We start from the raw sequence: 23,004 nt of genomic DNA, 5'->3' as shown, positions 1-23,004 counted from the left end.
CGCGCATGTTCGAAGAAGTTTTCGATTAGCATTATGGGGTGCCTAAAGCCGTAGCTGAAGAAACCTCTGCCCCCGCCTCCTCCTTCACCGCCGCCCCCGCTGCCGTCCCGCAGCGGCCGGACCTCTCCAGGCTCGTCGTGAAGGGCGCGCGGGAGCACAACCTGCGCAACGTGGACCTGGACCTGCCCCGTGACGCCATGATTGTCTTCACAGGCCTCTCCGGATCCGGAAAGTCGTCCCTGGCGTTCGACACCATCTTTGCCGAAGGCCAGCGCCGCTACGTCGAATCGCTCTCCGCCTACGCGCGCCAGTTCCTGGGCCAGGTGGACAAACCCGATGTCGACTTCATCGAAGGGCTGTCTCCCGCGGTCTCCATCGACCAGAAGTCCACCAGCAAGAACCCGCGGTCCACCGTGGGCACCATCACCGAAATCTACGACTACATGCGCCTGTTGTGGGCACGTGTCGGCAGGCCGCACTGCCCCGTGTGCGGTGAGCCGGTATCCAAGCAGACGCCGCAGCAGATTGTGGACCAGCTCCTGGAACTCGCAGACGGAACCCGATTCCAGGTCCTGGCGCCGGTGGTGCGCGGCCGCAAGGGCGAGTTCGTTGACCTTTTCAAAGAGCTCAGCGCCAAGGGCTACTCCCGTGCGCGGGTGGACGGCAACCTGGTCCAGTTGAGCGATCCGCCCAAGCTGGGCAAGCAGTTCAAGCACACCATCGAGGTAGTGGTGGACCGCCTCGTGGTCAAGGAAGGCATCAGCCAGCGGCTCACCGACTCCATCGAGACGGCCCTGGGGCTGGCGGAAGGCCGCGTCCTGGCCGAGTTCGTGGATCTTGACGCCGACGATCCCGGACGGATCCGGGCTTTCTCCGAGAACCTCGCCTGCCCCAACGAACACCCGCTGGCCATCGACGAGATCGAGCCCCGCTCGTTCTCCTTCAACAACCCCTTCGGTGCCTGCGCGGCCTGCAGCGGCATCGGTACCCGGCTGGAGGTGGACGAGGAACTGATCGTTCCCAACCCGGAACTCTCGCTCTCCGAAGGCGCCATCGCGCCATGGTCCCTGGGAACCGCCACCACCGAATACTGGAACCGTCTCCTGGAAGGCCTCGCCAAGGAAGTGGGCTTCTCCATGGCCACGCCGTGGGAGAAGCTCGGCAAGGACGTCCGCCAGACCATCCTGCACGGCAAGGACCACAAGGTGGTGGTGCAGTACCGGAACCGGTTCGGCCGGGAACGCAAATACAGCACCGGCTTCGAGGGTGCCATCCAGTACGTCCACCGCAAGCATGGCGAGACCGATTCCGACTGGGCCCGCGACCGCTACGAAGAATACATGCGCCAGGTCCCATGCCCTTCCTGCAACGGTGCCCGGCTCAACCCGGCCTCGCTCTCGGTCCTCATCAACGGCAAGTCCATCGCCGAAGTAGCGGCACTGCCCATGCGGGACTGTGCGGAGTTCCTGAACACCCTGGTCCTGACCGGACGTGAAGCGCAGATCGCGCACCAGGTCCTCAAGGAGATCCAGGCGCGGCTTACCTTCCTGCTGGATGTGGGCCTCGAATACCTTAACCTCGAGCGCCCCTCAGCCACCCTCTCCGGCGGCGAAGCACAGCGCATCAGGCTCGCCACCCAGATCGGGTCCGGCCTGGTGGGCGTGCTGTACGTCCTGGACGAGCCCTCCATCGGCCTGCACCAGCGCGACAACCGCCGGCTCATCGAAACCCTCACCCGGCTCCGCGACATGGGCAACACCCTCATCGTGGTTGAGCATGACGAGGACACCATCCACGTGGCTGACTGGATCGTGGACATCGGACCGGGCGCAGGAGAACACGGCGGCCAGGTGGTGCACTCCGGAACCTACAAGGAGCTGCTGGAAAACAAGCAATCGCTGACCGGCGACTACCTGTCCGGCCGCAAGGCCATCGCCGTGCCCAAAAAGCGCCGGAAGTACGACAAAAAGCGCGAAATCAAAGTGGTGGGCGCCCGGGAGAACAATCTCGTCAACGTCGACGCCGCCTTCCCGCTGGGACTCTTTACTGCGGTGACCGGCGTGAGCGGTTCCGGTAAGTCCACGCTCGTCAACGAAATCCTCTACAAGGTGCTCGCCAACAAGCTCAACGGCGCCAAGCAGGTGGCTGGCCGGCACAAGACCGTCCAGGGCCTCGAGCACCTGGACAAAGTGGTCCACGTGGACCAGAGCCCCATCGGCCGCACCCCCCGATCCAACCCGGCCACGTACACGGGAGTGTTCGACAACATCCGCAAGCTCTTCGCGGAGACCACCGAAGCCAAGGTTCGCGGCTACCTGCCGGGCCGGTTCTCCTTCAACGTCAAGGGCGGCCGCTGCGAAGCATGCTCCGGTGACGGCACGCTGAAAATCGAAATGAACTTCCTGCCTGACGTGTACGTCCCCTGCGAGGTCTGCCACGGTGCCCGTTACAACCGGGAAACGCTGGAAGTCCACTACAAGGGCAAGACCATCGCTGACGTCCTCAACATGCCCATCGAGGAGGGCGCCGAGTTCTTCGCGGCATTCTCGCCCATCGCCCGCCACCTGAACACCCTGGTGGATGTCGGACTGGGCTATGTGCGGCTGGGCCAGCCCGCCACCACGTTGTCCGGCGGTGAAGCGCAGCGCGTCAAACTCGCGGCCGAGCTGCAGAAGCGGTCCAACGGGCGCAGCATCTACGTCCTGGACGAGCCCACCACGGGGCTGCACTTTGAGGACATCCGCAAGCTCCTCATGGTCCTCCAAGGGCTGGTGGACAAGGGCAACACGGTGATCACCATCGAGCACAACCTGGACGTCATCAAGAGTGCGGACTGGCTCGTGGACCTCGGGCCCGACGGCGGTTCGGGTGGCGGCCAGATCGTCGCGGCGGGAACGCCGGAGCAGGTCGCCAAGTCCAGCACCAGCCATACGGGGAAGTTCCTGGCAGAAATACTGGGCTGACCAGCAGAGGAATCTGTCCGGAAATATTCCTGTACGGGAATGCGAGTTTCAGGCACTCGCGCTGTCGTGAGAAACTAACCCGGTGACTTCAACAACAGTGCCCGTGATCTTTGACCTGGACGGCACTCTTGTCGACCCGGCCGGTGGAATAACAGAAGGCATTGCATCGGCCCTCCGCGGGCTGGGGCTGCCGGTTCCCGCCCAGGACCTGCTGGATGCGATGATCGGCCCCAAATTGAGCGACTCACTGCTCAACGTAGCGAAGGTGCCGGCGGACCGCCTTGAAGAGGTGGTCCGCCGCTACCGGGAACACTACGTCTCCACCGGAATCGCCCAGAGCAGGCTGTACCCCGGAATCCAGGAAATCCTCGAATCCTTCGCAGCGGCCGGACGGCCCGTTGCCGTGGCCACCCAGAAGCCGCAGCGCCTTGCCCACACCGTACTGGCACACCACGGCATCGACGGCTTCTTCCACGGCATCCACGGGTCCGCCGACGACGAGGCTGCCGTGGACGGCGTTCCGCTGGGCAAGACCCAGATCATTGCCGCAGCCCTGCGGGACCTGGATACCGAACACGCCATCATGGTGGGGGACCGGGCACAGGACGTTTCGGGAGCGATTGCCAACGGCCTGGACTGTATTGGCGTGGCCTGGGGATTCGCGCCAGACGGCGAACTTGAAGAGGCCGGGTCGGTCGCCGTCGTCAGCACTGGTGAGGAACTGGTCACAGTCATCGAACGGCTGCAAGCCGTCCACACCGCGGCCATGAGCGGGGTGAGCAACAATGGAAATGTTTGATGCCGTCCGCTGGACGACGCGGAACCTCATCTCCGGCACCTGCCGCCCCACCGTCGTCGGCCTGGACAATGTCCCCTCCGACGGCCCTTTCATCGTGGCCCCCAACCACCTGTCCTTCTTTGACAGTGTGATCGTGCAGGCGCTGATGCCCCGCCCGGTCGCGTTCTTCGCCAAGGCCGAGTACTTCACCACCGGAAGGCCTCAAAGGCAAGGTCATGAAGGCCTTCTTCGAATCAGTGGGTTCCATCCCCGTGGAGCGCGGCGAACAGGCAGCCAGCGTCCAGGCGCTCAAGACACTCCTGGACATCCTTGAGTCCGGCCGCGGCATCGGCATCTACCCTGAGGGCACCCGGTCCCGCGACGGCATCCTGTACCGCGGACGCACCGGCGTCGGCTGGCTCGCGCTGACCACCGGGGCACCGGTCATTCCGGTGGGCCTGATCGGGACCGAAAAACTCCAGCGGGCCGGCGAAAAGGGTGTCAGGCCACAGCATTTCACCATGAAGGTGGGGGAGCCGCTGTACTTCGATAAGACCGGCCCGGACCACTCGCTGCCCGCGCGCCGTGAGGTCACGGACCGGATCATGGACGCGATCGCTGCCCTGACCGGCCAGGAGCGCTCGACCAGCTACAACCAGAGCAAGTCCGCCGAGTAGCCGTGCTGGCGCAGATGCCCGGCGCGCCTTAGTAGACTTGATAGGTGGCAAATCCAGCAAGTTACCGGCCCAAAACCGGTGAAATCCCCACCAACCCGGGCGTCTACCGGTTCCGTGACCCGCATGGGCGGGTGATTTACGTGGGAAAGGCGAAGAGCCTCCGGTCCCGCCTGAACTCATACTTTGCCAACCCGGCGGGCCTGTTGCCGAAAACCTACGCCATGGTCCACGCGGCCAGCAGCGTCGAGTGGACCGTGGTGGGCAGCGAACTGGAATCGCTGCAGCTTGAGTACACCTGGATCAAGGAATTCAAGCCCCGGTTCAATGTCGTGTTCCGGGACGACAAGACCTACCCCTACCTCGCCGTCACCATGGGCGAAAAATACCCCAGGGTCCAGGTCATGCGCGGGGACAAGCGGAAGGGTACCCGCTACTTCGGCCCCTACACCGCCGGTGCCATCCGCGAAACCATGGACACCCTGCTGCGCGTCTTCCCTGTGCGCAGCTGCAGTGCCGGCGTCTTCAAACGGGCCGAAGCCAGCGGCCGGCCGTGCCTGCTGGGCTACATCGACAAATGTTCCGCACCTTGCGTGGGCCGGATCTCGCCGGACGACCACAGGGCGCTGGCCGACGACTTCTGCGCCTTCATGGGCGGCGAAGCCAAACGGTTCATCAACAAGTTGGAAAAGCAGATGGCCGACGCCGTGGCGAAACTGGACTACGAACACGCCGCGCGGCTGCGCGACGACATCGCCGCCCTGCGCAAAGTCTTCGAACGCAACGCCGTGGTGCTGTCCGAAGACACCGACGCCGACGTCTTCGCCCTGCACGAGGACGAGCTCGAAGCCGCAGTCCAGGTGTTCCACGTCCGGGGCGGCCGGATCCGCGGGCAACGTGGCTGGGTGGTGGAAAAGGTGGAGGACTTCACCACCCCGGACCTCGTGGAGCACCTGCTCCAGCAGGTCTACGGCGAGGACGGCGAGACCCACGGCAGGCTGCCGCGCGAGGTCCTGGTCCCTGTCGCACCCAGCAACGCGGAGGACCTCGCCACCTGGCTTGGCGGCATCCGCGGGGCCAAAGTGGACATCCGCGTCCCGCAGCGCGGAGACAAGGCGGCGCTGATGTCCACTGTGCGAGAAAATGCCGAGCACGCGCTCAAGCTCCACAAAACCCGGCGTGCCGGTGACATCACCGTCAGGTCGCAGGCACTCCAGGAACTGCAGGAAGCCCTTGACCTGCCCGTTCCGCTGCTCCGGATCGAATGCTTCGACGTTTCGCACGTCCAGGGGACCAACGTGGTGGCCTCCATGGTGGTTGTGGAGGACGGCCTGCCCAAGAAGTCCGATTACCGCAAGTTCTCCATCACCGGGCCTGCCGCCTCCGACGACACGGCGGCCATGCATGACGTCCTGACCCGGCGTTTCCGCCATTACCTGCAGGACAAGTCCGCACAGGTGGATGAATCCCTCCTTGCCGCGGATGGGAAAGACCCTGTGGCCGGGGACGCAGTGCTGGACACCACCACGCCGGCGCCCAAGGCCAAATTCGCCTACCCGCCGAACCTTGTGGTGGTGGACGGCGGCCAGCCGCAGGTAAACGCGGCAGCGCGCGCCCTGGCCGAGCTTGGCATCGATGACGTCTACGTGGTGGGCCTGGCCAAACGGCTGGAGGAAGTATGGCTGCCGGACAGCGATTTTCCGGTGATCCTGCCCCGAACTTCCCAAGGCCTGTACCTGCTGCAGCGGATCCGTGACGAGGCCCACCGCTTTGCCATCACCTTTCACCGGCAAAAGCGCGGCAAGGCCATGACCGTCTCCGCGCTTGACGCCGTCCCGGGCCTGGGCGCGTCCAAACGGAAGGCCCTGCTGGCGCATTTCGGTTCGGTCAAGGGCGTCAAGGCCGCCACCGTGGAAGAGCTCTCCGAAGCCAAGGGGATCGGACCCGCCTTGGCCGGCGCCATCGTGAACCACTTTGCCACCGGCACGGACGACGCCGTGTCCGTCCCGGCAATTAACATGTCCACCGGCGAAATCATTGAAACTTAGCTAGGGTAAGTGACGGGGCGGCGCCACTGCGGCGGCCCCTGGCACAACAACGAAACGGGGCGGACTTCATGGCAGACACGACGGCGGGATCCGAGGACGGGCAGGACGGGCTGGAGACAGTCAAGCCGCTCGAAGCGGAGCTGCTGGTGGTCACCGGAATGTCCGGCGCCGGGCGGAGCACCGCCGCCGACGCGTTGGAGGACCACGGCTGGTATGTCGTGGAGAACCTGCCGCCGCAGATGCTCGGCACCCTGGCCGAACTCGTCTCGCACGCTCCCCAGTCCATTCCCCGGCTCGCGGTGGTCATCGATGTCCGCAGCAAGGGACTCTTCGCCGACATCCGGTCCGCACTGGGCGCACTCGCCGCCAGCGGGGTCACCTTCCGGGTGCTGTTCCTGGACGCCAGCGACAACGTCCTGGTCCGGCGCTTCGAACAGGGCCGCCGCCCCCACCCGCTCCAGGGCGGGGGCCGTATCCTTGACGGCATCGCCGCGGAACGCGAGCTGCTGCAGGAGCTGCGCGACAGCTCCGACGTCGTGCTCGATACCTCCAATTACAACGTCCACGGACTCGCCACGGCCATTACGGAGCTGTTCAGCGAAACCGGTCCCGTGGCCCTGCGCCTGAACGTCATGAGCTTCGGCTTCAAGTACGGCCTCCCGGTGGACGCCAACTACGTGGCCGACGTGCGGTTCATTCCCAACCCGCACTGGGTGCCCCAGCTGCGCCCCCTGACCGGCCTGGACAAGGACGTCAGTGACTACGTGCTTGAGGCAGAAGGGGTCAAGAACTTCGTGGACCGCTACGTCCTCGCGCTGGAGCCCGTGTTGGAGGGATACCGGCGGGAAAACAAGCACTACGCCACGATTGCCGTTGGCTGCACCGGCGGCAAGCACCGCTCCGTCGCGGTCGCCGTCGAGCTTTCCAAGAAGCTCGCCCAGTACCCGCGCGTCACCGTGACCACCGCGCACCGGGATCTGGGCCGCGAATAATGGCCCTTTTCACCGGCGCCCTGCCCCTGGTGCCACCGGCCGGCGGTACGTCGCCCGGCCAGGACAAGGGCCCCAACGTTGTAGCACTGGGCGGCGGACACGGCCTCGCGGCCTCCTTGTCGGCCCTGCGCCTGCTCACCTCCGAGCTCACCGCAATTGTCACCGTGGCGGACGACGGCGGCTCGTCCGGGCGCCTGCGCGAGGAGTACGGCGTGCTCCCGCCCGGCGACCTCCGCATGGCCCTGTCCGCCCTGTGCGACGACACCGACTGGGGCCGCACCTGGCGCGACGTCATGCAGCACCGGTTCCGCGCCGGAAAAGGCCCGGGCGGTTCCCTCGATGAGCACGCCATGGGCAACCTGCTGATCGTCACCCTGTGGGAACTGCTGGGCGACGCCGTCGCCGGACTCAAGTGGGCCGGTGCGCTGCTGGGCGCCCGTGGCCAGGTGCTGCCCATGTCCACCGTCCCGCTCACGATCGAAGGCGACGTCCGCATCACCACCCCCGGCGGCGGAACGGGGCTGGAGACCATCCACGGGCAAGCGCGCTGCGCCGTCGCCGGGTCGCTCGAAGAAGTCCGGCTCCTGCCGAAATCGGCGCCGGCCTGCACGGAGGCCCTGACGGCGATCGAGCTGGCGGACTGGGTGGTCCTGGGCCCGGGGTCCTGGTACACCTCGGTCCTGCCGCACCTGCTGCTGCCCGAGATGCGCCAGGCACTGTGCAGCACGCCGGCCAAGCGCTGCCTGACCATGAACCTTGCCACCGATACCAAAGAAACGTCGGGCATGAGCGCCGCCGACCATCTCCACGTCCTCCGGCGCTACGCTCCGGAGTTCAGCGTGGACGTGGTCCTCGCCGATCCCGCTTCAGTACCCGACCGGCAGGAGTTCGAGAAGGCCGCCGCCATGATTGGAGCGGAGGTGGTCTTGGGTAAAGTAGGGGCGTCGGGACGCCGCCCAGTCCACGAGCCACTGCGGCTGGCCACGGCGTACCAGGACATTTTTGGGAACAGTTAGGAAGGTGCCATGGCACTGACAGCATCAGTCAAAGAAGAACTGTCCCGTCTGGACATCAAGAAGTCATCAGTGCGCAAGGCGGAAGTCTCCGCCATGCTCCGGTTCGCCGGGGGACTGCACATCATCTCCGGCCGGATCGTCATCGAAGCGGAAGTGGACCTGGCGTCCACGGCCCGCCGGCTCCGCGCCGCCATCGCCGAAGTCTACGGACACCAGAGCGAAATCATCGTGGTCTCGGCCGGTGGACTGCGCCGCGCCAGCCGCTACGTGGTCCGCGTGGTCCGCGACGGCGAAGCACTGGCCCGGCAGACCGGCCTGCTGGACGGCCGGGGCCGCCCGGTGCGGGGGCTGCCGTCCGCCGTCGTCAACGGCTCGGCGGCCGATGCCGAAGCCGTATGGCGCGGGGCGTTCCTGGCCCACGGCTCACTGACGGAACCGGGACGGTCGTCCTCGCTGGAGGTCACCTGCCCGGGGCCCGAATCGGCCCTCGCCCTGGTCGGGGCGGCCCGCCGCCTGGACATCCAGGCCAAGGCGCGTGAGGTCAGGGGAGTGGACCGCGTGGTCATCCGCGACGGCGACACCATCGCGGCGCTGCTGACCAGGATGGGCGCCCACGACGCGTTGATGGTCTGGGAAGAACGCCGCATGCGCAAGGAAGTCCGTGCCACGGCCAACCGGCTCGCCAACTTCGACGACGCCAACCTGCGCCGTTCCGCGCAGGCCGCGGTGGCCGCAGGCGCCCGGGTGGACCGGGCCCTGGAGATCCTCGGCGACGACGTTCCGGACCACCTGAAATACGCCGGGGAACTGCGGGTGGCGCACAAACAGGCGAGCCTGGACGAACTGGGCCGGCTGGCCGACCCCGTGATGACCAAGGACGCGATTGCCGGCCGGATCCGCCGGCTCCTGGCCATGGCGGACAAACGCGCCCTTGACCTGGGCATTCCCGGAACCGACGCCAATGTGACGCCGGAAATGCTGGACGAGTAAGCGCCCCATAGAATCAAAAAGATTCCGGGCGCCAGACGCCCGGATGCACAATCCGAGAGTCACCAACCGGACCGCGTGTCCACGATATTGGAGGATTTTGTGACTGAGTACGTATTGCCCGAACTCAAGTACGACTACGCCGCCCTTGAGCCGCACATCTCTGCGCGGATCATGGAGCTGCACCACAGCAAGCACCACGCAGCCTATGTCACCGGCGCCAACAACGCACTGGCCCAGCTTGCCGAAGCACGGGAAAAGGGCGACTTCGCCAACATCAACCGTCTCTCCAAGGACCTCGCGTTCCACACCGGCGGCCACATCAACCACTCGGTCTTCTGGAACAACCTGTCCCCGGACGGCGGCGACAAGCCCGAAGGCGAGCTGGCAGCTGCCATCGACGACGCGTTCGGTTCCTTCGATGCGTTCCGCGCCCAGTTCAGCGCCGCGGCACTGGGCCTGCAGGGCTCGGGCTGGGGCTTCCTGGCCTACGAACCCATCGGTGGAAACCTGGTCATCGAGCAGCTGTACGACCAGCAGGGGAACGTTGCCTTGGGCACCACGCCGCTGCTGATGCTGGACATGTGGGAGCACGCCTTCTACCTGGACTACGTCAACGTCAAGGCCGACTACGTCAAGGCATTCTGGAACATCGTCAACTGGGCCGACGTCGCCCAGCGCTTCGAGGCTGCACGCGCCAACGCCACGGGACTCATCACCCTCCCGTAGTGAGCTGCGTTATACATCGATGTAACAAACTTCACATTCTGACTTAAACCGGCCGGGATGTGGATGGTCCGCCCCCGCACTTGCGGGGGCGGACCCAGTTAAACGTAAGATGGGTCACGGAAGGCGGTTAGCCTTCAGCAATGAGGCTGGTCGCCCTCCGTGTTAATCATCTCTGCCCAATGGCGTGCGGGATCTGTTAGTTGGCTTGAACGCCCGCTCAACTAGTAGTGCTTCTCAAAGCACCAAGGAGACTGTAAAAGTGACGACCCGTATTGGTATCAACGGCTTCGGCCGCATTGGCCGCAACTACTTCCGCGCAGCACTTGCACAAGGCGCGGACCTGGAGATCGTTGCCGTCAACGACCTCACCAGCCCCGAAGCCCTGGCCCACCTGTTCAAGTACGACTCCGTCGGCGGACGCCTAAAGGAGACCATCGAGGTCAAGGACGGCAACATCGTCGTCAACGGCAACGTCGTCAAGGTCCTGGCCGAGCGCGATCCCGCCAAGCTCCCCTGGGGCGAACTGGGCGTGGACATCGTGATCGAATCCACCGGGTTCTTCACCAAGGCAGCAGACGCCCAGAAGCACATCGATGCAGGCGCCAAGAAGGTCCTGATCTCAGCTCCGGCCTCGGACGAGGACATCACCATCGTGATGGGCGTCAACGACAAGCTCTACGACAACGCCACGCACAACATCATCTCCAACGCCTCCTGCACCACCAACTGCCTCGGCCCGCTGGCCAAGGTGGTCAACGACGAATTCGGCATTGAGCGTGGGCTCATGACCACCGTTCACGCCTACACCGCGGACCAGAACCTGCAGGACGGCCCGCACAAGGACCTGCGCCGTGCGCGTGCTGCCGCGATCAACATGGTCCCCACCTCCACCGGCGCCGCAAAGGCAATCGGCCTTGTCCTCCCCGAGCTCAAGGGCAAGCTGGACGGTTACGCCATCCGCGTCCCCGTGCCCACCGGCTCCGCCACCGACCTCACCGTCACCGTCTCCCGCGAGACCACCGTGGAGGAAGTCAACGCCGCCCTCAAGCGCGCCTCGGAGTCCGAGGAACTGCAGGGCTTCCTGACCTACACGGACGAGCCCATCGTCTCCTCCGACATCGTTGGCGACCCTGCGTCCTCGATCTTCGACGCCGGCCTGACCAAGGTCATCGGCAACCAGGTCAAGGTTGTTTCCTGGTACGACAACGAATGGGGCTACTCCAACCGCCTCGTCGACCTCACGGAGCTCGTGGCATCCAAGCTGGGCTAGGGTTAGACACATGACATCTCACACCCTCAACGAACTGATCGCTGAAGGTGTCCGCGGGCGGTACATTCTGGTTCGAAGTGACCTGAATGTGCCGCTCGACGGCTCTACAGTCACTGACGACGGCCGCATCAAGGCCTCACTTCCAGTGCTGTCAAAGCTCACGGACGCCGGTGCCCGCGTGCTGGTAACAGCCCACCTCGGACGCCCCAAGGGCGCCCCGGAGGACAAGTATTCCCTTCGCCCCGCCGTGGACCGCCTCGCCGAGCTGGCGGACTTCAAGGTCACCCTGGCAGCTGACACCGTGGGTGGTGCCGCCAAGGAGGCTGCTGCCGCCCTGCAGGACGGCGAAGTGCTGGTCCTGGAGAACGTCCGCTTCGACTCCCGGGAGACCAGCAAGGACGACGCCGAACGCGGCGCCTTCGCCGACGAACTCGTGGCACTCACCGGCGACAACGGCGCTTACGTGGACGATGCCTTCGGCGCCGTCCATCGCAAGCACGCCAGCGTCTATGACGTCGCCACCCGGTTGCCGTCATACCAGGGCGACCTGGTCCGTACGGAGGTGGAAGTCCTTCGGAAGCTGACCACCGACACCCAGCGTCCCTACGTCGTGGTGCTCGGCGGTTCCAAGGTCTCCGACAAGCTTGCGGTCATCGACAACCTGCTTGGCAAAGCCGACACCATCCTGGTGGGCGGCGGCATGCTGTTCACCTTCCTGGCAGCGTCCGGTCACAAGGTGGGCTCCAGCCTCCTGGAGGAAGACCAGATCCCCGTGGTCCAGGACTACCTCAAGCGGGCCGCGGATGCGGGTACCGAGTTTGTCGTGCCCACGGACGTCGTGGTGGCAGAGAAGTTTGCTGCCGACGCCGCGCACGAAACGGTGCCGGCGGAGGCCATCGAAGGCAGCAGCTTCGGTGCCAACGGCATCGGCCTGGATATCGGCCCCAACACCGCTGCCGCGTTCGCGGAGCGCATCAAGGGAGCCCGCACGGTCTTCTGGAACGGTCCCATGGGCGTCTTCGAATTCGAGGCGTTCTCCGCCGGCACCCGCGCCATCGCGCAGGCGCTGACGGAAACCGGGGGTTTCACCGTCGTGGGCGGCGGCGACTCCGCGGCTGCGGTGCGTACGCTGGGATTCGCAGACGACCAGTTCGGCCATATTTCCACTGGCGGCGGTGCAAGCCTGGAATACCTTGAAGGCAAGGAGCTTCCCGGCCTCAGCGTCCTGGACCGGTAGCACAACTGCCACAGCAGTATCGGACTGGACAGTCCTCCGGCCGGCAGGTTGCCCGCGGCAGCCTGCCGGCCGCACACATATCAAGACTTTTATGGAGATCACGTGACTACGTCAACGAACGGCGCCTTCGACCGCAAGCCCTTCATCGCGGGCAACTGGAAAATGAACATGGACCACGTGCAGGGCATCACCCTCCTGCAGAAGCTGGCCTGGACCCTCTCCGATGCCAAGCACGACTACAGCCGGGTCGAGGTTGCCGTTTTCCCGCCGTTCACGGACCTCCGCGGCGTCCAGACTCTGGTCCAGGGCGATGACCTGCAGGTGGCCTACGGCGGCCAGGACCTTTCCCAGTTCGACTCCGGAGCCTACACCGGCGACATCTCCGGCCAATTCCTCGCCAAGCTTGGCTGCACCTACGTCCTGGTGGGCCACAGCGAACGCCGTACCATCCACAACGAGTCCGACGACGTCCTGAACGCCAAGGTCAAGGCGGCTTTCAAGCATGGGGTCACTCCGGTCCTGTGCGTCGGGGAGGGCCTGGAAATCCGCCAGGCGGGAACCCATGTGGAACACACGCTCCAGCAGCTCCGCGCCGGAGTTGCAGGGCTCACCAACGACCAGGCCGCCGAACTGGTGGTCGCCTACGAGCCCGTCTGGGCGATTGGCACCGGCGAGGTCGCGGGCCCCGAGGATGCGCAGGAAATGTGCGCTGCGATCCGGGCGGAGCTCGGCAACCTCTTCGGTGCGGACGTTGCCGCCAAGACCCGCCTGCTGTACGGCGGTTCGGTCAAGGCCAACAACGCCGCCGCCATCCTGCAGGAGCGCGACGTGGACGGGGTCCTGGTGGGCGGTGCCAGCCTTGATCCTGCCGAGTTTGCTAATATTGTCAGGTTCGAGAGCCACCTGGTCACGGACTAGTCCGGCGCCAGTACAAACTCCCGCCATCCCAACTTCCGAAAGGCCGTCGTGGACGTTCTTCATGTCATCCTGCAGATCCTCCTGGGCATCACCAGCCTCCTGCTGACGCTGCTGATCCTCTTGCACAAGGGTCGCGGCGGCGGGCTTTCCGATATGTTCGGCGGCGGCATGAGCTCGGGCCTTAGCTCCTCCGGGGTAGCCGAACGAAACCTCAACCGTTTCACCATCGTCTTGGGCGTTACGTGGGGCGTGGTAATCATTGCCCTCGGCCTGATTATGCGGTTCAGCGGCGGTGGCGACTCCTAAGGGTCCCGCTGACTAGGGTCCAGAGGCCCTCCCGCTGCCCGGATCGGGCATCTAAACTGTGGCTGTCGGTTTACCGGCGGCCACAGTTGCGTTTAAGCTGCCGAAACCGGCCATCCGCTTCGAGGCAGGAGATGTCATGGTCCATCCAGCATCGGGCTTTCGGGGGACCCGCGCCGGGGTGACGGCAGGGTCCGGATCGAGCCTGCAGTCCACCGATTCTTCCGCCCAGCCCCTCCCTCGCATCCGGGTGTCCTACTGGTGCGCGAAGGGACACGAGACCCAGCCAGTCTTCCTTAAGCTCCCAGAGGACCAGATTCCCGTGACCTGGGACTGCCGCCGCTGCGGGGGTCCCGCCTCCCGTGACGGCCAGGCGGCCGCCTTGGCTGATCCGTTCGACGACGGATACAAAAGCCACCTGGAATACGTTAAAGAGCGGCGCTCCGACCGGGACGCGGAAGACGTCCTGGCCGGAGCGCTGGAAAAGCTACGCGCCCGCGGCGTCTTTTCGGACGAGTTGCTGCGGGACACGTGAGGCGGCGTTCTCGTCGATCAGCCACAGGGTACGGGACGTACCGCGCGGTCCGGCGGCAGGTACCTGAACCGGGTTGGCGCCGGCAAGGGCAAGCCCTACCGCCCCGGCCTTGTCCTCTCCGGCCACCACCATCCAGACCTCTGACGCCGTATTAATGGCTGGCAGGGTCAGTGAAATGCGCAGCGGCGGGGGCTTGGGCGAGTTGCGGACGCCCACCACTGTGAGGTTCTTTTCCCTGATGCCGGCTTGCTCAGGAAACAAGGACGCGATGTGGGCGTCGGGACCGACGCCCAGGAGTACCACGTCAAGGCGCGGCAACGCTGACGGCTCATCCGGGCGGTCATCGGACATGTCCGCTGCATGTTCGGCTGCTGCCGCTTCCCGGAGTTGCCGCGCATAGTCTTCGGCCGCCTCCTCTGCGGTACCGAAGTCGTCCGCGGAGCCCGGGGAGTGGACCCGTTCCGGGTCCACGGGAATGTGTGAGAGCAGGGCATCGAACGCCTGCTTGGTGTTCCGGTCCGGGTCCGCGGTACCAACGAAACGTTCGTCACCCCACCAAAAGTTGACCTTGGACCAATCGACGGCGGGAGCCGCCGGGGAATCGGCCACTGCCTTCAGCGTACCGATCCCCACGGTCCCCCCGGTGAGCACCACTGTGGCTTCGCCGTACTTGTCCTGGACATCAACGAGCTTGGTGATCAGGCGGGCCGCGATGGCGGCCATGAGGACGGACGAATCAGGATGGATGCTTACTCTGGGGTCAACGCTCACTGGGTCGGACGCTCCTTAGATTGGTACGTGGCAGTCCAATAGTAATCACTTCGCCAAACACTTCGTCCGGGTCAAGCCGGCGGAGCTCCTCGGCCAGGCAGTCGCGGAGGCTGCGTCGGGGGAGGGTGATCCGTTGGGCGGGTTGGCCGGGCTGGGTGAGTTCGGCGACCGAGAGTCCGGGGCGGAAGAGCTGCACGTCGCCGCCGGGCCGGCTGAGGCGGACGCGGCGGATCCCTGTCCCGGCCGGGTCCGCGACGATGGTCACGGGTGCGTCCAGGGTCAGCGTGAGCCACGCCGCGAGCAGGATGGTGGACGGTGAGTCCGAGGCGCCTTCGACCGCGACCGCGGTGACGGGGGAGGAATCGACTTCGTCCAGTGCCGCGGCCAGCTGGATCCGCCAGTTGGTCAGCCGGGTCCAGGCGAGGTCGGTGTCACCGGCTTTGTAGGTGTGGTGGATCCGTTCCAGTGCCGCCTGCGGGTCCGGTTCGTTGGCAGAGTCTGTGATCCTGCGGTGCGCGATCGCGCCGATGGAAGTCTCGCACGCGTTCTCGGGTGCCCCGTGCGGCCACCAGGCCACGATCGGGGCGTCCGGGAGCAGCAGGGCGGCCACCAGGGATTCGGACTCGTGCGCGAGCTGGCCATAGCCGCGGAGCACGATGACCTCGGATGCGCCGGCATCCCCGCCCACGCGGATCTGCGCGTCGAGCCGGTCCTCGGCGTCCTTTCCGGCGTCGGCCAGGACGATGATCCGGCAGGGGTGTTCCCGGCTGGCGTCATTTGCGGCCTCAATGGCTTCTTCCTCAAGCCCGGACTTGGTCACCACCACGAGGGTGAGGACCCGACCCAGGGCGATCACCCCGCCCTGCTCGCGCAGGGACATGAGCTTCTTGGATACCTTCGAGGTGGTGGTATCGGGCAGGTTTACGATCATGGCCTTCTCCAGGTTCGTCCGTCGCGGGCCAGCAGCTCATCGGCGCTGGCCGGGCCCCAGGAGCCGGGGGCATAGGGTTCGGGCTGTTCGGCCAGGGTGGCCCAGTATTCCTCGAACGGGTCCAGGATCTTCCAGGACAGCTCCACTTCCTGATGGCGCGGGAACAACGGCGGCTCACCAAGCAGAACGTCCAGGATCAGCCGCTCGTACGCTTCGGGGCTCGATTCGGTGAACGAGTGCCCGTAGCCGAAGTCCATGGTCACGTCACGGACTTCCATCTGGGTGCCGGGGACCTTGGAACCGAACCGGATGGTTACGCCCTCGTCGGGCTGGACCCGGATCACCACGGCGTTCTGCCCGAAGTCGTCCTCGCCATGGTCGCGGAAGAGCAAATTCGGGGCTCGTTTGAAGACCACGGCAATCTCGGTGACGCGGCGGCCCAGGCGCTTGCCCGCACGCAGGTAGAACGGAACCCCGGACCAGCGGCGGGTGTGGATGTCCACCCGGATCGCCGCATAGGTCTCCGTGGTGGAGTCGGCGGGGATGCCTTCCTCTTCCAGATAGCCCTGGACCTGCTCGCCGCCCTGCCATCCACCGGTGAACTGGCCGCGCGCGGAGTGCGTGGAGAGATCGTCCGGGAGCTTGACCGCGGCGAGGACCTTTTCCTTCTCCGCCCGCAGGTCATCGGCGTTGAAGGAGATCGGTTCCTCCATAGCCGTCAGTGCCAGCAACTGGAGGAGGTGGTTCTGGATGACGTCGCGGGCCGCACCCACGCCGTCGTAATACCCGGCCCGGCCACCGGTGCCGATGTCCTCGGCCATGGTGATCTGGACATGGTCCACGTAGTTGGCGTTCCACAGCGGTTCGAACAGCTGGTTCGCGAAACGCAGTGCCAGGATGTTCTGGACCGTCTCCTTGCCCAGGTAGTGATCGATCCGGAACACGGCGTCCGGCGGGAAGACGGACTCGACAATGTCGTTAAGCTGCCGCGCCGATTCAAGGTCATGGCCGAACGGTTTCTCGATCACCACCCGCCGCCACTTGTCCCCGTCAGCCTGCGCCAGGCCGTGTTTGGAGAGCTGCCGGCACACCTGCTCGAACGCCTTGGGCGGGATCGACAGGTAGAACGCGTGGTTCCCGCGGGTGCCGCGGACGTCGTCGAGCTCCTTGATCGTCTCGCCGAGGCGCTCGAACGCGGCGTCGTCGTCGAACTCGCCCTGGACAAACCGGATGCCCTCGGACAGCTGGTTCCAGACCGCCTCATCGAACGGTGTGCGCGCGTGCTCCTGCACGGAGGCCTTCACCTCGGCGGCGAAGTCCTCCTTATCCCACTCACGGCGGGCAAATCCCACCAGCGCAAAGCTGGGAGGCAACAACCCGCGGTTGGCGAGGTCATACACCGCCGGCATGAGCTTCTTCCGGGCAAGGTCGCCTGTCACCCCGAAGAGGACAAGCGACGAAGGACCGGCAATCCGGTTCAAACGGCGGTCACGCGGGTCGCGCAACGGATTACGCCCGCGGCCCGCGCCCTTCCTGCCGTATTCAGTTTCTGGCATGGTTGCTTCTGCGCCTTAGCTCTCGGTTGCGGATGCGCGGGTGGACAGCGCTGCGACAAGGTCCTGCAGCTGCGCCACACCGGCGGCACGGTCGGTGAGGTGGAGGCGCAGCACGGGCCGGCCGTGCTGGCCCAGGACCTGGGCGTCGCCTGCAGCCTGGGCGGCAATGAGCTCGCCGAAGCTGAACGGCCGGTCCGGGATCGCGAGGTCCTCGGCCGCCGCAGCGGTGACCTGCAGGAAGACGCCGATCGCGGGGCCGCCCTTGTGGAACTGCCCGGTGGAGTGCAGGAAGCGCGGGCCCCAGCCGAACGTCACCGGCCGGCCGGAAGCCGCGGCGAGCTCGTCACGGATTCCTTCAAGGCCTGAAAAGGCCAAGCGGTCGAAGTACGCCTGGACGCTCAGGTAGCTGTCGGCAGCGAGCGTGCCAAGGAGTGCTTTGACGGCTTCGGCGGCGGTGGTGGCGCCGCCGAGCCAGTCGCCGCCCCGGACCTCGATGGCACCGTCCACGAAAGCGGCAGGGGTCGGCTCCGGCTGGGCATCCAGCAGCCCCCGGGCAGCCACCTTGGCGGCTTCCACGTCAGGCTGGTCGAAGGGGTTGATGCCCAGCAGCCGGCCCGCAACGGCGGTGGCGAACTCCCACACCATCATCTGGGTGGCGAGGCCTCCTGCGATGGCCACCTGGTTGTCTCCGAGTTCGACGTCGGCATCCGCGGCTACCAGCCGCACCACCAGGACGTCCGGCGCGCCGGAGGTCACCTCGGGCGCGTTGGGACCCGCCACGACAGGCAGGATGCCCGTCCCCAGCTTGCCCGTCGATTCAGCGATGAGCTGCTCGGCCCAGTCGGCGAAGCCAACGATGCCGGAGCCGTCCTCGGCAATGACGATCTTGTTCCGCAGCGGGCTGGTACCGCCGAGGGCGGCGCCCAGGGCGAGGCCGATGTTTTCGGGGGCGTCGTCATTGAGGACCTCGGCGGCTTCCTCGGCCTCATCCAGGAAGGCCTGGATATCAACCCCGGCCAGGCCTGAGGGCACCAGTCCGAACGCCGTCAGCGCCGAGTAGCGTCCGCCGACGTTCGGATCGGCGTTGAACACCGCGCGGTAGCCGGTTTCGCGGGACGACTTGTCCAGCGGGGAACCGGGATCGGTCACGATGATGATCCGGCTCTTGGCGTCCAGCCCGGCCTCGGTGAAGGCCTGCTCGAAGATGCGGCGCTGTGAGTCGGTTTCCAGGGTGGAACCGGACTTGGACGAGACCACGATTGCGGTCTCGGCCAGCCGGTCTTCAAGGGCAGCACGGACCTGGTCGGGGTCCGTGCTGTCCAGCACCGTCAGCTCGACGCCGGCCGTGCCTGCGATAACCTCGGGGGCCAGCGAGGATCCGCCCATGCCGCAAAGCACGATCCGGGTGACGCCTTCGGCGCGCAGGGCGTCGCGGAGTTCCAGGATGTCCTTGACCAAGGATTGTGAAACGGTGGCCGCCTCCACCCAGCCGAGGCGGATGGCCGACTCCGACTCCGCATCAGGACCCCACAGGGTGTGGTCCTTCGCGAAGATCCGGGTGGCGATCCGGTCATTTACCAGGGCGGGAAGGTGCTGGTCCAGGGCTTGCTGGGCAGCGCCGGTGGCGTCGAAGCTGAGTGTGCTCATTGTGTGTTAGGAGGCCTTCCGTGCAGAGGCGAGGGCACCTTCGACGTCGGCCAGCAGTTCTTTCCAGCTGGCCACGAACTTGTCCAGGCCTTCGGTTTCGAGCAGGGCGACGACATCGTTGTAGGAGATGCCGAGCTTTTCCAGGGCGTCGAGGGTGGCGTTCGCCTCGGCGTACGTGCCGGTGACCGTATCACCGGTGACCACGCCGTGGTCGAAGGTGGCGTCCAGGGTCTTCTCCGGCATGGTGTTGACGACGCCGGGAGCGACAAGTTCGGTGACGTAGAGGGTGTCGGGGTACGCCGGGTCCTTCACGCCCGTGGAGGCCCACAGCGGACGCTGGGGGAGTGCCCCGGCCCCGGCGAGCAGTGCCCACCGCTCAGTCGAGAAGAGTTCCTCGTAGACCTGGTAGGCAAGGCGGGCGTTGGCAACGCCGGCCTTCCCCTTCAGTGCCTTGGCTTCGTCGGTGCCGATCTTGTCCAGGCGCTTGTCGATCTCGGTGTCCACCCGGGAGACAAAGAACGAGGCCACGGAGTGGATCTTCGCGAGGTCGTGGCCGTTCTCCTTGGCCTGCTCCAGGCCGGACTGGAAGGCGTTGATGACCGCGCGGTAACGCTCCAGCGAGAAGATCAGCGTTACGTTGACGCTGATGCCCTCGGCCAGGGTGGCGGTGATGGCCTCAAGGCCTTCCAGGGTTGCCGGGATCTTGATGTGGACGTTGTCCTTGTTGACCCGCTGGTAGAGGTGCTTGGCCTCGGCGATGGTGCCTGCGGTGTCCCAGGCCAGGCGGGGGTCGACTTCGATGGACACGCGGCCGTCGACGCCCTTGGTGGCTGCCGCCACCGGGGCGAAGAGGTCGCAGGCGTCGGCGACGTCGGTGGTGGTGATCTCAAAGATCGTGTCTTCCACGCTGGCGCCCTCTGCTGCCTTGCCGGCAATGATGGCGTCGTAGTCCGTGCCGGAGGTGATGGCTGCGTGGAAGATGGACGGGTTGGTGGTCACGCCAACCACGTTCTTCTCTTCAATGAGCTTGCGGAGGGTGCCGGTTTCCAGGCGTCCGCGGGAGAGGTCGTCGAGCCAGATGGAGACTCCGGCGTCGGAGAGCTGCTGGGTGGGAGTAGTCATTTCTGTATCTCCTAAAAGATGAGGTTTAGCCCTGGAGGCTGGAGAGGGAATCCTTGGCGGCGGCAGCAACTGCTTCTGCCGTGATGCCGAATTCCTGGAAAAGGCGCTTGTAGTCGGCGGAAGCGCCGTAGTGCTCGAGGCTGATGGAACGGCCGGCGTCGCCGACGAATTCCCGCCAGCCCAAGGCCAGTCCGGCTTCAACCGAGACGCGTGCCTTGACGGCGGCCGGCAGGACGGATTCGCGGTAGGCGGCATCCTGCTTCTTGAACCACTCGACGCACGGCATGGAGACGACGCGGGCGGCGATACCGTCGGCCTGCAGCGCTTCGCGTGCCTGGACGGCCAGCTGGACCTCGGAACCGGTGGCAATGAGGATCACGTCGGCAGGTACCGTGGCGCCGTCTTTCGAAGCCTCGGCCAGGACGTAGCCGCCCTTCGCAACCCCGGCGGTGGAACCGAAGGTGTCGCCGTCGGCGTCGCCCGCACCGCGTTCCCACGTGGGGATGTTCTGGCGGGTCAGGACGATGCCTGCGGGGTTGGCGTGGTTTTCCAGCATGGTCTTCCAGGCGGCAGCAACCTCGTTGGCGTCGCCGGGGCGGACCACGTCCAGTCCCACGATGGCGCGCAGTGAGGCCAGCTGTTCCACCGGCTGGTGGGTGGGGCCGTCCTCGCCCAGGCCGATGGAGTCGTGCGTCCAGACGTACAGGGACGGCACACCCATCAGTGCGCCGAGGCGGATGGCGGGCCGCTGGTAGTCGCTGAAGATCAGGAACGTGCCCGAGAACGCCCGGGTGTTTCCTGCCAGGCTGATGCCGTTGACGATCGACGCGGCAGCGTGCTCGCGGATGCCGAAGTGCAGCACCCGGCCGTACGGGTTGCCGGACCACGCGTCGGTCTGCTTGGAGGCCGGCACGAAGGACGGCGAGCCCTCGATGGTGGTGTTGTTGGACTCGGCGAGGTCGGCGGAGCCGCCCCAGAGTTCGGGCATGACCGGGCCCAGCGCATTGAGAACCTTGCCGGACGCCGCGCGGGTGGAAACGTCCTTGCCTGCGGGGAACACCGGCAGGGCGTCGTCGATGCCCTCGGGAAGTTCGCGGGCTTCGATGCGCTGCAGCAGTGCTGCCCCTTCCGGGTTGGCTGCCTGCCAGGCGTTGAACGACTCTTCCCACTCTTTGTGTTCGGCAGCGCCGCGTTCAACCACCGCACGGGCGTGTTCGAGCACTTCCTGGTCCACGTCGAAGGACTTGGCGGGGTCGAAGCCCAGGACTTCCTTCAGCGCGGCGACTTCCTCGGCGCCCAGGGCCGAGCCGTGGATCTTGCCGGTGTTCTGCTTCTTGGGTGCCGGGTAGCCGATGACGGTGCGCAGCGAGATGATTGACGGCTTGGAGGTTTCGGCCTTCGCGGCGAGCAGGGCCGAGTAGAGCTCCTGGACGTCTTCCTTGTATTCGCCCGTGCGGGTCCAGTCCACGCGCTGGGTGTGCCAGCCGTAGGCCTCGTAGCGCTTCAGGACATCCTCGGTGAACGCGATGTCGGTGTCGTCCTCGATGGAAATGTGGTTCTCGTCGTAGATCACCACGAGGTTGCCAAGCTCCTGGTGGCCGGCAAGCGAGGATGCCTCGGAGGTCACGCCTTCCTGGAGGTCGCCGTCGGAGGCGATAACCCAGATGGTGTGGTCGAACGGCGATTCGCCCGCGGGAGCGTGGGCGTCAAAAAGACCGCGCTGGCGGCGCTGCGAGTATGCAAAGCCCACGGAGGACGCCAAGCCCTGGCCCAGCGGGCCGGTAGTGATTTCCACGCCGGCCGTGTGCTCGTACTCAGGGTGGCCCGGGGTGAGTGAACCCCAGGTGCGGAGCGCTTCCAGGTCCTTCAGTTCCAGCCCATAGCCGGAAAGGAACAGCTGGATGTAGAGCGTGAGGGAGGTGTGGCCGGGGGACAGGATGAAGCGGTCGCGGCCCAGCCAGTGCGGATCACGCGGATCGTGGCGCATCAGCTTCTGGAAAAGAAGGTACGCGGCCGGGGCCAGGCTCATCGCCGTACCCGGGTGGCCGTTGCCCACCTTTTCTACGGCATCCGCTGCCAGCACGCGGATGGTATCCACGGCGCGCTGGTCCAGGCTGGTCCATGACAGTTCTTGCTCTTCCAAATGTGGCACGAAAACCGGGCCCCTCTCTGTGCTGGTGGCAGTGGTACACCGGATCCGGCTAAGGGCGCGCTCTGTGGCGCCGCTTTGGTGTGTACCAGCCGTTCACCATCGAAACGTTGATCTTTGCATTCAGTCACGAACAGCAAGTGGGAATGCGTTTTCCACCGCTTACTTGCTGCGTGCTGATCTGGTGACAGCTTAGCTCTTATCCATAGTCCGGGCGGCCCGAATCTCACGTTTTGGACGCAATTTCCCCTTTTGTGAAAGGCTCCGGCGGAAGGCTGAGTTAATCTGCTCGAATGGGCCTGCGAGCGATCAACTGCGCATATGGCAGGCCCCGGGCGGGGGTGCCGGCACGGTATGATATTCGGAGGCCAACACCGG

The 23,004-nt window shown here is 65.7% G+C and carries 18 protein-coding genes and 1 pseudogene; 13 read left to right on the top strand and 6 right to left on the bottom strand.

From position 1 onward, the window contains the following. The first annotated feature begins 38 nt into the window (after positions 1-38). The 13 genes and pseudogenes from uvrA (at position 39) to AC4EEO_RS09505 (ending at position 14,450) form a co-directional block, all read left to right on the top strand. The gene (gene uvrA / locus AC4EEO_RS09565) at positions 39-2,963 is read left to right on the top strand and encodes an excinuclease ABC subunit UvrA (protein WP_109044632.1); all 2,925 of its coding nucleotides are present in this window, start codon (positions 39-41) and stop codon (positions 2,961-2,963) included. An 82-nt stretch (positions 2,964-3,045) separates the two neighbouring features. Beyond that, on the top strand, positions 3,046-3,762 hold the full coding sequence (locus tag AC4EEO_RS09560) for an HAD hydrolase-like protein (protein WP_026264444.1): 717 nt from the start codon (positions 3,046-3,048) through the stop codon (positions 3,760-3,762). After that, positions 3,749-4,418: pseudogene (locus AC4EEO_RS09555) on the top strand (lysophospholipid acyltransferase family protein). Before AC4EEO_RS09560 ends, AC4EEO_RS09555 begins: the two are co-directional and overlap by 14 nt. A 44-nt stretch (positions 4,419-4,462) precedes the next feature. Continuing rightward, complete coding sequence (uvrC, locus tag AC4EEO_RS09550) at positions 4,463-6,463, top strand: excinuclease ABC subunit UvrC (RefSeq protein ID WP_491329928.1); 2,001 nt, start codon at positions 4,463-4,465, stop codon at positions 6,461-6,463. A 68-nt stretch (positions 6,464-6,531) separates the two neighbouring features. Beyond that, a complete protein-coding gene (gene rapZ, locus AC4EEO_RS09545) occupies positions 6,532-7,455 on the top strand; it encodes an RNase adapter RapZ (RefSeq protein ID WP_018761254.1) in 924 nt (307 codons plus the stop codon). Further along, positions 7,455-8,471: a gluconeogenesis factor YvcK family protein gene (locus AC4EEO_RS09540; RefSeq protein ID WP_491340324.1), complete on the top strand. Its 1,017-nt coding sequence runs from the start codon at positions 7,455-7,457 to the stop codon at positions 8,469-8,471. The genes rapZ and AC4EEO_RS09540 overlap by 1 nt, the downstream gene beginning before the upstream one ends. Before the next feature lie 9 nt (positions 8,472-8,480). Then, entirely contained in the window at positions 8,481-9,461 is a 981-nt protein-coding gene (gene whiA / locus AC4EEO_RS09535) for a DNA-binding protein WhiA (protein ID WP_015937022.1), read from the top strand. 99 nt (positions 9,462-9,560) lie between these two features. Further along, entirely contained in the window at positions 9,561-10,187 is a 627-nt protein-coding gene (locus AC4EEO_RS09530) for a superoxide dismutase (protein WP_026264449.1), read from the top strand. A 259-nt stretch (positions 10,188-10,446) separates the two neighbouring features. Continuing rightward, positions 10,447-11,457, top strand: a complete 1,011-nt coding sequence (gene gap, locus AC4EEO_RS09525; protein ID WP_018761257.1) for a type I glyceraldehyde-3-phosphate dehydrogenase — start codon at positions 10,447-10,449, stop codon at positions 11,455-11,457. 10 nt (positions 11,458-11,467) lie between these two features. Next, positions 11,468-12,694, top strand: coding sequence for a phosphoglycerate kinase (locus tag AC4EEO_RS09520; RefSeq protein ID WP_491340323.1), 1,227 nt, complete (start codon positions 11,468-11,470; stop codon positions 12,692-12,694). A gap of 102 nt (positions 12,695-12,796) precedes the next feature. Then, positions 12,797-13,612 carry a triose-phosphate isomerase gene (gene tpiA, locus AC4EEO_RS09515; RefSeq protein WP_133831520.1) on the top strand — a complete coding sequence of 272 codons (816 nt, stop codon included), beginning with the start codon at positions 12,797-12,799 and terminating at the stop codon, positions 13,610-13,612. A gap of 48 nt (positions 13,613-13,660) precedes the next feature. Next, a complete protein-coding gene (gene secG / locus AC4EEO_RS09510; protein ID WP_018761260.1) occupies positions 13,661-13,918 on the top strand; it encodes a preprotein translocase subunit SecG in 258 nt (85 codons plus the stop codon). Positions 13,919-14,054: 136 nt separating this feature from the next. Further along, complete coding sequence (locus AC4EEO_RS09505) at positions 14,055-14,450, top strand: RNA polymerase-binding protein RbpA (protein ID WP_018761261.1); 396 nt, start codon at positions 14,055-14,057, stop codon at positions 14,448-14,450. Here AC4EEO_RS09505 and pgl read toward each other — a convergent pair. Genes pgl through tkt form a run of 6 tightly spaced genes read right to left on the bottom strand, consistent with a single transcriptional unit; the run spans position 14,403 to position 22,620 of the window. Next, positions 14,403-15,221 (bottom strand): 6-phosphogluconolactonase, encoded by an 819-nt coding sequence (gene pgl / locus AC4EEO_RS09500; RefSeq protein WP_109044629.1) that lies wholly within the window; start codon positions 15,219-15,221, stop codon positions 14,403-14,405. The two genes, AC4EEO_RS09505 and pgl, sit on opposite strands and share 48 nt — an antisense overlap. Then, complete coding sequence (locus tag AC4EEO_RS09495) at positions 15,211-16,152, bottom strand: glucose-6-phosphate dehydrogenase assembly protein OpcA (RefSeq protein ID WP_018761263.1); 942 nt, start codon at positions 16,150-16,152, stop codon at positions 15,211-15,213. Before AC4EEO_RS09495 ends, pgl begins: the two co-directional genes overlap by 11 nt. Next, entirely contained in the window at positions 16,149-17,708 is a 1,560-nt protein-coding gene (gene zwf / locus AC4EEO_RS09490; protein WP_026264452.1) for a glucose-6-phosphate dehydrogenase, read from the bottom strand. The genes AC4EEO_RS09495 and zwf overlap by 4 nt, the downstream gene beginning before the upstream one ends. 15 nt (positions 17,709-17,723) lie before the next feature. Then, entirely contained in the window at positions 17,724-19,355 is a 1,632-nt protein-coding gene (locus AC4EEO_RS09485) for a phosphoglucose isomerase-related protein (RefSeq protein WP_018761265.1), read from the bottom strand. A gap of 6 nt (positions 19,356-19,361) precedes the next feature. After that, positions 19,362-20,477: a transaldolase gene (tal, locus tag AC4EEO_RS09480; protein WP_018761266.1), complete on the bottom strand. Its 1,116-nt coding sequence runs from the start codon at positions 20,475-20,477 to the stop codon at positions 19,362-19,364. A 25-nt stretch (positions 20,478-20,502) separates the two neighbouring features. Then, the gene (gene tkt / locus AC4EEO_RS09475; RefSeq protein WP_491340413.1) at positions 20,503-22,620 is read right to left on the bottom strand and encodes a transketolase; all 2,118 of its coding nucleotides are present in this window, start codon (positions 22,618-22,620) and stop codon (positions 20,503-20,505) included. Positions 22,621-23,004 lie beyond the last annotated feature (384 nt).

It is taken from the genome of Pseudarthrobacter sp. MOO13, assembly GCF_058267655.1.
This window is presented reverse-complemented; position numbering and strand designations above follow the sequence as displayed.